Consider the following 11,333-nt stretch of genomic DNA (forward strand, 5'->3'; position numbering starts at 1 on the left):
ATGGTTTGGAATTTTATCCCGCAAAACACTCAAAGGAGCCAGCTTTACAAGTGCTGAGGAGCTAAAGAGTGCGATTGAGGCCTTTATCGTAAGGCATAATCAGAAGGCTCAACCTTTTAAATGGCGTCGAAGAGAGGTACAAGGTAGTCAGATAAAAAATACAATAGCTAATTTACGCAATTAAACACTAGCCTGGGGGGTCGCTATTTTTGCGAAAGCTTATTTTGGGCATCCCAGCCCAATCAAGCAGCAAAAATTACGCGACCACTGACGCCTCCGGCGGCCCCGACTCGTCCGCGTCGCCTCGTTTCGACCCAACAAGAGGCCGAAACATTGGCTCTCGCATAACTTAACGCCATTTCGCGATGCCTTGCAGGTTTTCTCCGCAAGCTACGAAAACCCGCCCGGCGCTACGGCTATCGGGGACTAAAAATCTTCACTTCGCTAAAGCTCCGTTTCCAAGATTTTCAGAGATTGACTTACGACATAGAATGCGGTGAATATTGAAGACATCTCATATCTAGACTTGGCCTGACTCCAACAATCACCAACCGCTCCCTCAAATCTTACAAAACGGGCAACAAACAGGCTTCATTTATTTCTACTCCCTTTTGACTCTAAAACCGTTTAACTTTGTAACGAGCAATGTAGTCCAACAAGCTGCGCATTTGCACGTCATTCATCGGAGAACCCCGCGCTAGCTGTGCACCTACCCGCTCAACCTTATTCGCCAAACTGAGCGTGCAAGGAACATGATACAAAGCATTTCGCCTGATGGCATGAATGACGTATTCGGCCGGATTGAGCTGGGGCGAATAAGTTGGCGTATGCCTATAGTTCACCGTGAAATCTTTGAATGCGCTTGGACTACTGAGCTCCTGCAGCAATCGACTAACTTCGTCCTGCATGCGTTTACCATGGGTCCGAGCATTGTCCAACAGCACCGTTACCTGACGATAACCTTGCTGCAGGTAGCTGAGCAACAGTGTTACCGGGACGCCTGCAACTTGCTCGGAGCGGCTGTCCTCATGAAACTCCACCCACGTGTCGCCTCGTTGTACATCGACCATCAGGTAACCATTCATTTTTTGGCGATGGCGTTCATCACTCAGAACACGCGGTTTGGTGTTTTTTTGAGCCCACGCGTAATGGGTATCAGGGATGCTTTGTAAGGCAAACTCATCCAGCGCAATCACGGCCGCGTGTTCACTAAGCTGCGCTGTTTTTTTTTAAGTCGTCGATAAATCGCGCTTGTTCGAGGGGATTGGCCGGCCCATAGTCACGATGGACTTTTTGCAACGACAAGCCCCACTGGCCGAACAATTGATAAAGGCGGGCGCAGCTGACTGAAATGTGCCATTTTTGCTCAATCACAGTTCTGATTCGTTCTGCCGTCCATTGATAGCTGTCTATGCCATAGTCGACCGGCGTTTTATGCAGAATCATGAACCGAAGGATTTTTTGCTGCTGATCGGAAAGTCGTTGCCGTCGGTGCACCGGCTGACGCTTCAGTAAATGGTCAAAGCCACCGTGCAAATAGCTGTCGAGCCATTGGTTCAGGGTTTGGCGACGAACTTTGTATTGGCGGCAAACTTCCGCCAGGGTCAGTCCGTCCCAGATCGCTTTCAGCACAATGAGCCGTCTACGTTGCCAGAACTTTTGATGATTATAATAGGCTTTTTGCCAAGCTCTTCGGTCTTGCGGAGCCAAGTGTTGAAGGCGTATCCTGCGGATCATAGTACACCCCCGTGATTCGCTGTCTCTCGAAATTAAAGATAGACGTTTTTTCGGTCAAAAGGGAGTAGATATCCAATCCAGCTGCACTAAATTTCGCTGCTGTTGGTTAAAAATTAAGCCCACTTCAAACACCGTTTTATCTTGATGCCGGTATTTTTGGGCATAGTCTTTATCCTGGATTTGCTGTAAGGCCGGATTGGGGGCTTGCTCTTGATAGTCGGAGCTTTTGTCGAGTTTGATTTCCATGACATAGATAAACTCACCCAACGCGACGGTCATATCCACTTGCCCGTGGTTGGTGGTGTCTTCCGGGGTGATGGCTGCATTCAAGCTGGCAAAAAACGCATAGAGGACGCTGGCGTAGTAGCCTTCGGAATTGAGCAGGTCGTGGTTGGTGAAGTTTCGCCAAGGGATACCGGCGAACAGGCGTTGCAGCATCGGCTTCAGTCCATCAATGGCACCCTGATGCAATAGTGTGAACAATTCAGTGCGTAGTGCTTTCTTTTCGGTATCAATTTGGCAATAGCCTTCAATCAATTGGTTATTGAGCGCCATTTTGACTTCGTAATTGGGTACCACTAAAACAAAAGCCTGTTCGCCCATCACGTCGGTATATGCTTCTTTTATGGTCAGATAGCCTGTTTGAAAGAGTAAGGTAACCGGGTTTATGCGTTCCACATCAAACGAATCAAGAATTTCTTCCGAGACTTCCAGTTGCTCCAAATCGGGCAAAAAATAGGCTTTTTGCTGGAACAGTTTGATTAAAAAACTGGGATTTCCGGTTTCGAACCAGTAGTTGCGGTAACGTCTGTTGCCGCTGATGAACAGTAAGATGTCATAGGGATTGTAGACGGCTTCGCCGAGAAATTGATAGCCGTTATACCAGGTTTTGAGTTGAACCCAATCGACACCGGCCAAATGTCCGGCAAAGGTGGTTTCCAGATCGGTTTGGGTATAGCCGCAAATAGTGGCGTAGTTCTCGTCCAGGGTAATGTCTTTGAGTTGGTTTAAACCACTGAATAAGCTGACTTTGGAAAACTTGGTGACCCCGGTCATAAAGACAAACTGCAAATGCGCATCCTGGCCTTTCAGGACCGAGTAGATGTTTTTCAATCCTTCACGCACTTCCGCAGCGCGTTCCGGATAATCGATGTTGTCCAGAATCGGCTTGTCGTATTCATCGACTAAAACCACCACTTTTTGGCCGTATTTTTCGCGGGTTTTGAGGATCAGATCCTCAAAACAGCCGGACAGATCAAAACGGCGATCACATTCTATTCCCAAACGTTGCTGATTAAGCATCAGCAGGGTCTGTATGCGCTCATCCAGTTGCGCTCGATTTTGCAATACGCCACTGGCAAAATCGAGTTTGATCACCGGATACTGTTTGGACCAGTCCCATTTATCGTCTATATACAAACCTTCGAATAACGCTCGATTGCCTTCAAACAGTTCCTTTAAGGTATCTACAAGCAGGCTTTTGCCAAAGCGTCTTGGCCGTGATAGAAAATAGGCTTTGCCGGAATCAACCAGTTTCCAGACCAGTTCGGTTTTGTCGACATAGCAGATATTGCCTTGGCGGATTTCGGCAAAGTTTTGTATGGACAAAGGCAACTTAGGTAATGTCATGATGGCGATTCGTAAGAATATTCAATGGATTTTATAACAGTTTGATTATTTAATTGACAGTCATAAAATTTTTCTGACTTGGCAGGTTGCGCCAGCTAAATGGAGAGCATCGGCCTTGCTCACCACAAAGGGTTTTCTAAAGCCACCTGTAAGAACTAAATTGACTAACGACTAAGGAATCAACACATTAATGTGGGGAAATAGCTCGCTTATTGATTGTTTCAGAATCTTTTTGGCGCTTTCATCTCCATGAATCAAGCGAATTTCACCGGGCTTGATGCGCATGCCTTTAATAAATCGCAGTAACGAATCCTTATCGGCATGCGCGGAGAAACCGTTTAACTGATAAACGCCCGCTTTGATGTGATATCGCCTCCCCTCTAATTCCACATAGCCTTGACGCGGCCCATACGTTTGAATGATGCGCCCCGGGGTTCCGGCTGCCTGATAGCCGACCAGAAGAATATCGGTGCGCTCGTCTTCGATCAATGCTTCTAAATAATTGACTATCCTGCCTCCAGCACACATGCCGCTGGCGGCAATGACGATGCAAGGACTCGCAGTTTTCTTTAAATACTCAACCGCAGCAAGATGATCCTGATGCGAGTTAATCGTCGTCAATTGGTCAAACGCCAAGGGATGCCTGCCTGCCCGAACTTTAGCCCTGGCTTCGGCGTCCCAATAGGGTTTGAGTTTTCGATAGACCTCGGTAAAGCGGTTTGCAAGTGGGGAATCGACGATAATTTCCAACTCTTGCCACACCAGTCCTTTTGCAAGCGCTTCGGTTTTATGCCGGTGAATTAGCTCTTCCAACTCATAAAGCAGTTCCTGAGTTCTTCCTATGCTGAAGGCAGGAATCAAAATCACTCCGCGATTTTGCAGACATTTTTTTATCAGCTGTTTGAGCTGGTCTTTGCGTTGCTTGCGGTTTTCATGCTGGCGGTCCCCATAAGTACTTTCCAGCACCAGCACATCGGCCTGATAAGGGGATTTTGGTGATGGTAATAACGGTGTGTAAGGTCCGCCCAGATCACCCGAAAATACAATGCGCTTTTTCTTTCCTGTAGATGCAATATCGCACTCAATGTAGGCAGAACCCAGTATATGACCGGCAGGTTTAAACTTGATTTGTAAACGGCTCTTACTATTTTCGACCCTATTCACCGGCTGCCAGCGATCATAAGGGACTGCAACTATCCTGGATTTGATGAGCTTTATCACTCGCTCGATAAGCGATTTGTCGCGCGTAACACCCATAGCGACAGCATCTTCCAGAACCAGCGGCAATAATTCCGCCGTCGGTTCTGAGCAATAAATAGGACCTCTGAATCCGGCCGCAATCAAATGAGGAATCCGTCCGACATGGTCGATATGACAATGCGTTACGACCAAGGCTTTTATTTTATCTACCGGAAACTCAATTTGTAGATGATTGGAACCCGCTCCTTCGGGGGATACTTCTGCACCTTGAAATAACCCGCAATCAATCAGGATTGAGTTGTCCTGATCGACTTTTAACTCGTGACACGAACCGGTTACACCATCGACAGCGCCATGGTGCTTAATTGAGGGATACGTTAAATCATTCATTTTATTGTTCGTGCCTCGATCGATTGGACCCGTTTGAATCATAGCCCATGAAGCTTTTAATACCAGTGTTGTTAAACGGGTAATCGGGAACTGCGCAATGATCTTAAAATCATGAACTCCTCGAATGTCCCGGCAAATTTATCCGCTCAGGATGATTGAAACCGATTTAATCAAACCCGCACCCCATTTACTCATAACTTTTCATGGGGATTGATCGTTGCTAACATTAGCCGTTAAGCCAAGGTTCATTAATCGTCTATTAGCTTAATCGGTCTTCAACTATCCATAGACACATCGCTTAAGACCCCCTTATTGCTTATTTAACAGACATTTAGATCTGTTTTTAAACTCGGAACCTGAGTTACACTAGCTCCGCAAATCCATTAACATAAATCGGCTGTAAAATTATCCAAAGGAGAAAATCAAATGAGTGTATTAAAAGAATTTAAAGAATTTGCCGTCAAAGGCAACGTGATTGACATGGCCGTTGGTATTATTATCGGCGCGTCATTTAGCAAGATTGTTTCATCATTTGTAGGTGACGTAATCATGCCCCCCATCGGCATTTTGGTCGGTGGTGTTGATTTTTCTGATCTTGCCGTTGTACTCAAAGAAGCCACAATGGACGCTCCCGCTGTAACATTAGGCTACGGCAAATTTATTCAATCCATGATCGATTTTACAATTGTGGCTTTTGCGATTTTTATCGCTGTCAAATTTATCAATAAACTTAAAAAACAAGAAGAAGCCGCGCCAGCTCCTGAACCAGGCCCTTCTAACGAAGAAGTGCTGCTTGCTGAAATTCGTGACCTGCTTAAAGAAAAGAAATAATCGTTGTAATTCCGGAAACAAAAAAGGGGAAATAATCCCCTTTTTTACTGTTTGAGTGATTTACAAAAGTGTTCCGGAAAAGTTCGTCATTGTTTCTGTGATGTTTTTGTAAACACCATCATGTCATTCTCAACACCGACAACTACAGTATCTCCGGCTACAAATTTCCCTCCCAGTATTTCCTGGGCCAAAGGATTTTCCATCTGTTGCTGAATGGCTCTTTTCAATGGTCTTGCCCCATAAACAGGGTCATAACCGGCCTCCGCCAACTTGTCCATTGCCTGCTCGGACAACGAAAGATCGATACCTCTTTCCAAAAGCCGTTGGCGTAAAAACTCAAGTTGAATGCTGCCAATTGCTTTAATTTGATCTCTTCCCAACGGATGAAAAACCACCACTTCATCAATACGATTCAGGAACTCCGGCCTGAAATGCAACCCAACGGTTGCCATCACGGCGGACTTCATCATATTGTAATTGCTCTCTCCAGCCATTTCCTGAATGCGATCAGAACCCAAATTCGAGGTCATCACGATAACCGTGTTGCGAAAATCTACGGTACGGCCCTGACCATCCGTTAAGCGACCATCATCCAGCACCTGCAACAAGACGTTAAATACATCGGGATGCGCTTTTTCTACCTCATCCAACAAAATCACCGAATAAGGTTTTCGCCTGACCGCCTCAGTCAAATACCCGCCTTCTTCGTAACCCACATAACCGGGAGGCGCACCAATCAGCCGGGCAACTGAATGTTTCTCCATAAATTCCGACATGTCTATACGGACCATCGCATCTACGGTATCAAATAAAAACTCGGCCAAAGCCTTACAAAGCTCTGTTTTACCTACGCCGGTAGGACCTAAAAACAAGAACGACCCATTCGGGCGATTAGGATCGGACAATCCGGCCCTTGATCTGCGGATAGCATTACTGACCGCTTTGAGTGCTTCTGTTTGACCGACAACACGCCGACCCAACTCTTCCTCCATCCGCAATAATTTATCCCGCTCGCCTTCCATCATTTTAGATACGGGGATGCCCGTCCACTTCGAGACCACTTCGGCGATTTCTTCTTCCGTCACTTTATTACGCAACAATCGCATGTCCTGCATCTCGGCCTGAGAGGCCAAATCAAGTTCTTTGACCAACGAAGGAATAAGGCCGTATTGCAATTCAGACATCCGCGTCAAATCATTGGCGCGACTCGCAACTTCCAAATCCAGACGGGCTTTCTCAAGCTTCTCCTTGATTGCTGCCGTGCCTTGCAAGGCTGCTTTTTCTGCCTTCCAAATCTCTTCCAGGTCGGAATATTCTTTTTCCAACGAAGCGATGGACTCCTCTAAGATAAGCAGCCTTTTTTTAGAGGCTTCGTCGGTTTCATTCTTTAATGCTTCACGCTCAATTTTTTGCTGAATCAACCGCCTATCCAATTTATCCATCGCTTCCGGCTTGGAATCAATTTCCATGCGTATCCGACTGGCCGCTTCATCAATCAAGTCTATTGCCTTATCGGGTAATTGCCGATCAGAGATATAGCGATACGATAAAGTAGCTGCCGCGACAATGGCCGGGTCGGTGATATCCACGCCATGATGGACTTCATATTTTTCTTTCAGGCCGCGCAAAATAGCCACGGTATCTTCAACCGTCGGTTCATCGACCAATACTTTTTGAAAACGCCTTTCCAGCGCAGCATCTTTTTCAATATAGTGCCGGTACTCATCCAGCGTCGTTGCGCCGACACAATGTAATTCGCCACGCGCCAAAGCCGGCTTCAGCATATTTCCTGCATCCATCGCACCCTCGGCCTTTCCGGCACCGACCATAGTATGCAGTTCGTCAATAAACAGAATGACTTGACCTTCCTGTTTGGCCAGTTCATTCAAAACCGCTTTTAAGCGTTCCTCAAATTCACCCCTGAATTTTGCACCGGCAATCAGCGCGGCCATGTCCAAAGCCAAGACCTGTTTACCCTTGATACCCTCGGGTACTTCGCCGTTGACAATCCGCTGTGCCAAGCCTTCCACAATTGCCGTTTTACCCACACCGGGTTCGCCAATCAAAACCGGATTGTTTTTGGTTCGGCGTTGCAGGACCTGAATAGTTCTGCGAATTTCGTCATCTCTACCGATAACCGGATCCAGCTTACCTTTTTCCGCCCGCTCAGTGAGGTTGATGGTGTATTTATTTAAAGCCTGACGCTGATCTTCAACACTGGCATCATTAACAGACTGCCCCCCCCGGATGCTGTCAACCGCTTTTTCTGCTGCGGCCTTGGTTAAACCTGCTTTTTTAAGGATGTCCTTTAGTGTGCCTTCCGTCTCGCAGGCAGCCAGCAAAAACAATTCGCTGGAAATAAACTTGTCGTTCTTTTTTTGAGCCAGTTTGTCAGTCACATTCAGTAATCGCGACAATTCATTGGATATTTGAACATCGCCTCCTACGCCTGAAACTGAAGGCATGCGTTCCAGTTCTTTATTTAATTCCACCTGAATCATATTCGGATTGACCCCGATTTGGGCCAATAAAGGTTTAATGCTGCCGCCTTCCTGATTGATTAATGCCAGCATTACATGCACAGGTTCTATGAATTGATGATCTTTACCCACGGCAAGACTCTGCGCATCGGCCAAAGCCATTTGAAACTTGCTGGTTAATTTATCCATTCTCATTTTATTTACCTCAGTAATGAATTCTTCTCGTTAGCAACTTAATGGGGCCTGCATAGATTCATTTCAACTCAGCACAGCTATAAAACCTTTTCGTGAGCTACTTCAAATAAAAATTCTTAGCTTTTTTAATGTGAGAAGTCAGTCCCACTATAAATTTTCACATGAGAACTGCCGCTCAAAATTGTCTGCCCCCAGTCCCTAGACTGTTTTCAACACTTACAAGAGGTAGGGGAAGATCATGAACACACAGTCAAACAAAACCATCAGTATCATCATCACACTTATTATGACCTTAGGCTTCATTAACGTAGAAGCCAAAGAAATAAAAAGAAACAAATCCCGACAATTCGGTTTGAACTCACCCTTTTTACTAAAAGACCTGCCAGAAGGTCGAGTAAAAAATCGCTTGAACAAATTACCCAAAAGCTCACGCGACCGGGCTATGAAATGGATGCATAGCTTTACCTTCGCTGAGCACGATCTCAAGCATATTCAAATTGACAAGGACGGCGGCGTGCTTTATGCCGATGATTTCGAGTTAGAAGAAATTACCGCTGGTGAACTTGAAACAGTGGATTCCCCTCAGGCGATTGATGCCGTTCAGGCGTTCACGCTGCACAGCAAGCCAGGCGCAAAAAACAAGGTTTATTTAAACTTTAAAGGCCACACGATTACCGGAACAGCCTGGAATCACAGTGTTACGTCGTTTGCTGCAAGACCGTTTGATACCGATGGCAATCCAAACAGCTTTGGTGCTACCGAGCTCAATCAAATCGCTGAAATATGGCATCGGGTCTCTGAAGATTATGCGCCTTTTGATATTGATGTTACCACCGAGAAGCCGGCTACATTCGGACCTAATGTAGGTCACGTCCTCATTACCCGCAATGTAGACGCCAATAATGTCAACATGCCCAGCTCGACTGCTGGTGGTGTAGCTTACGTGAATGTCTGGGGACGCACTGATTATCACACCAAATACTCTCCTGCTCTTGTCTATTACAATAATTTAGCCTCTGCACCCAATTACATCGCCGAAGCCGCCTCCCATGAACTTGGGCATAACATGGGATTGTCCCATGATGGAACTTCAACTTCTTCTTATTACACAGGTCATGGCTCAGGCTTTGTATCATGGGCACCCATTATGGGCGTTGGCTACTACAACAACGTAACCCAATGGAGCAAAGGTGAATACACAGGCGCTAATCAAGTTCAAGACGATATCGCCATTCTAATCTCTCGCCTGACAACCAGAAGTGATGACCATGGCAATACCTTTGCAAATCCAACACCCTTACATGTTGATGCTTCCAATAAAATTGTTTCAAGCAATCCGGAAAACGACCCCAGCAATTTAAATAATTTCAACAAAGGTGTAATTGAAACAGCTGCCGATATTGATGTCTTCATGTTCGAAAGCGGTGCCGGTAGTATTGAAATCTCAGTAACCCCAGCTTGGGATGCGTTTTATCGCACCTCCAGAAGAGGCGCCAATTTAGACATTGAAGCCGCGCTTTATAACTGGAATGGCCAACTGATACAAAAAGTTGATCCTCTTGATGAAACAGATGCCACTATCAAGGTCACAGTCCCTGCCGGAAAATACTTACTGACCGTTCGCGGCACAGGCAATATCAAAGTGCCTTATACCGAATACGGTAGTCTGGGCCAATATTTCATTTCCGGCAGTTTGGTTGCCAGTACTGATTCCACCCCTCCATCACCTAATCCAATGGGCTGGGAAACATCGCCAGAAGCCGTTGACAGAGCAACGATTGCTATGAAAGCAATCACCGCAACCGATGCATCAGGAACAGTTGAATATCAATTTGTCTGTGTCGCAGGCCCTAACGGATGCGTAACCAGTCAGTGGCAAACAAATCCAAGCTATTCTGCAACTAATTTGATGGCGGGGTATAGCTACAGTTATAAAGTCAAAGCCAGAGACGCCCATGGTAACGAAACCAGTTTGTCAGGCGTTGCAAGTGCTAATACCCAAGCTAACAATGCTCCACAAGCCTTTGCCGGCAGCTATTCAACCAACGCAAATACTGCTTTGACTATTAATTTAGCTAACTATGCAGCAGATGCAGATAACGATCCGCTGTCTTTTTCCATCACCAAAAACGCCGGCAATGGTTCAGTTTCTTTGCAGGCAAACGGTCAAGTCACTTACAATCCGGCCTCAGGCTTCAGCGGTTCCGATACTTTTAGCTTTACCGTAACGGATAGTTTTGGTGCCAGTGCAACAGCAACCATTAGTATTCAAGTGATCGCTACGATTACGACTCCGGATGCACCGTCAAATTTAACCAGTTCCATCTTAAAAACATTAACGGCCAAAAATAAAGGCAAAGAGACCAGCCAAGCCCTTATCGAATTAAACTGGAACACCTCTACTAATGCTACAACCTATAACGTCTTTCGTTGCACTGAACAATTGACTGGAACAAGAAAAAATAAAACCGTCAGCTGCAACTATTCATCCACTCCTTATAAAACCAGCTCAACAAATAATTTTGCTGAATCTCATCCTGGGTACACCGTCCGTTACAAGGTAACAGCGTGTAACAAAGCAGGTGAATCCGGCTTCAGCAATGAAATTAGAGTAACACCCTGATCATTAGTAAAGCCCCCTACTTTACTGATGTAAGCACTAATGGCGCAAGGATGCGCCATTAGTGCGTTTAGCTTCCGATAAAAATCAAGTCGAACTATAAAGCGCTTTCATACGCTGAAAATCTTGGAAACGGAGCGCCAGCGAAGTGAAGATTTTTAGTCCCCGATAGCCGTAGCGCCGGGCGGGTTTTCGTAGCTTGCGGAGAAAACCTGCAAGGCATCGCGAAACGGCGTTAAGTCATGCGAGAG

7 protein-coding genes and 1 pseudogene are annotated in these 11,333 nt (G+C 46.0%); 3 read left to right on the forward strand and 5 right to left on the reverse strand.

The features are described from left to right. A pseudogene (locus tag Q7V32_RS05280) lies at positions 1 to 184 on the forward strand (IS630 family transposase); the annotation flags it as partial. 433 nt (positions 185 to 617) lie between these two features. Here Q7V32_RS05280 and Q7V32_RS05285 read toward each other — a convergent pair. From Q7V32_RS05285 to Q7V32_RS05300, 4 genes are all read right to left on the reverse strand, one after another. Then, on the reverse strand, positions 618 to 1,196 hold the full coding sequence (locus Q7V32_RS05285) for a transposase (protein ID WP_304895934.1): 579 nt from the start codon (positions 1,194 to 1,196) through the stop codon (positions 618 to 620). A gap of 13 nt (positions 1,197 to 1,209) precedes the next feature. After that, positions 1,210 to 1,737, reverse strand: a complete 528-nt coding sequence (locus Q7V32_RS05290; protein ID WP_304895935.1) for a winged helix-turn-helix domain-containing protein — start codon at positions 1,735 to 1,737, stop codon at positions 1,210 to 1,212. Positions 1,738 to 1,791: 54 nt separating this feature from the next. Next, entirely contained in the window at positions 1,792 to 3,366 is a 1,575-nt protein-coding gene (locus Q7V32_RS05295) for an ATP-binding protein (protein WP_304895936.1), read from the reverse strand. A gap of 171 nt (positions 3,367 to 3,537) precedes the next feature. Beyond that, on the reverse strand, positions 3,538 to 4,956 hold the full coding sequence (locus Q7V32_RS05300; protein ID WP_304895937.1) for an MBL fold metallo-hydrolase RNA specificity domain-containing protein: 1,419 nt from the start codon (positions 4,954 to 4,956) through the stop codon (positions 3,538 to 3,540). A gap of 426 nt (positions 4,957 to 5,382) precedes the next feature. On the opposite strand from Q7V32_RS05300, the gene mscL reads away from it, so the two are divergent. Continuing rightward, a complete protein-coding gene (gene mscL / locus Q7V32_RS05305) occupies positions 5,383 to 5,787 on the forward strand; it encodes a large-conductance mechanosensitive channel protein MscL (RefSeq protein WP_304895938.1) in 405 nt (134 codons plus the stop codon). Between the two features lie 86 nt (positions 5,788 to 5,873). Here mscL and clpB read toward each other — a convergent pair whose 3' ends face one another. Then, positions 5,874 to 8,462 carry an ATP-dependent chaperone ClpB gene (gene clpB, locus Q7V32_RS05310; protein WP_304895939.1) on the reverse strand — a complete coding sequence of 863 codons (2,589 nt, stop codon included), beginning with the start codon at positions 8,460 to 8,462 and terminating at the stop codon, positions 5,874 to 5,876. Between the two features lie 238 nt (positions 8,463 to 8,700). Here clpB and Q7V32_RS05315 point away from each other — a divergent pair, with 238 nt between their 5' ends. Then, entirely contained in the window at positions 8,701 to 11,085 is a 2,385-nt protein-coding gene (locus Q7V32_RS05315) for an Ig-like domain-containing protein (RefSeq protein ID WP_304895940.1), read from the forward strand. Positions 11,086 to 11,333: the final 248 nt, after the last annotated feature.

It is taken from the genome of Methylicorpusculum sp., assembly GCF_030651835.1.
Classification (GTDB): domain Bacteria; phylum Pseudomonadota; class Gammaproteobacteria; order Methylococcales; family Methylomonadaceae; genus Methylicorpusculum.

Coding starts and splice junctions, on each gene's coding strand:
- Q7V32_RS05295 (WP_304895936.1), bottom strand. CDS start 3,366: ATGACATTACCTAAGTTGCCTTTGTCCATACAAAACTTTGCCGAAATC.
- mscL (WP_304895938.1), top strand. CDS start 5,383: ATGAGTGTATTAAAAGAATTTAAAGAATTTGCCGTCAAAGGCAACGTG.
- Q7V32_RS05315 (WP_304895940.1), top strand. CDS start 8,701: ATGAACACACAGTCAAACAAAACCATCAGTATCATCATCACACTTATT.
- Q7V32_RS05290 (WP_304895935.1), bottom strand. CDS start 1,737: ATGATCCGCAGGATACGCCTTCAACACTTGGCTCCGCAAGACCGAAGA.
- Q7V32_RS05300 (WP_304895937.1), bottom strand. CDS start 4,956: ATGAATGATTTAACGTATCCCTCAATTAAGCACCATGGCGCTGTCGAT.
- clpB (WP_304895939.1), bottom strand. CDS start 8,462: ATGAGAATGGATAAATTAACCAGCAAGTTTCAAATGGCTTTGGCCGAT.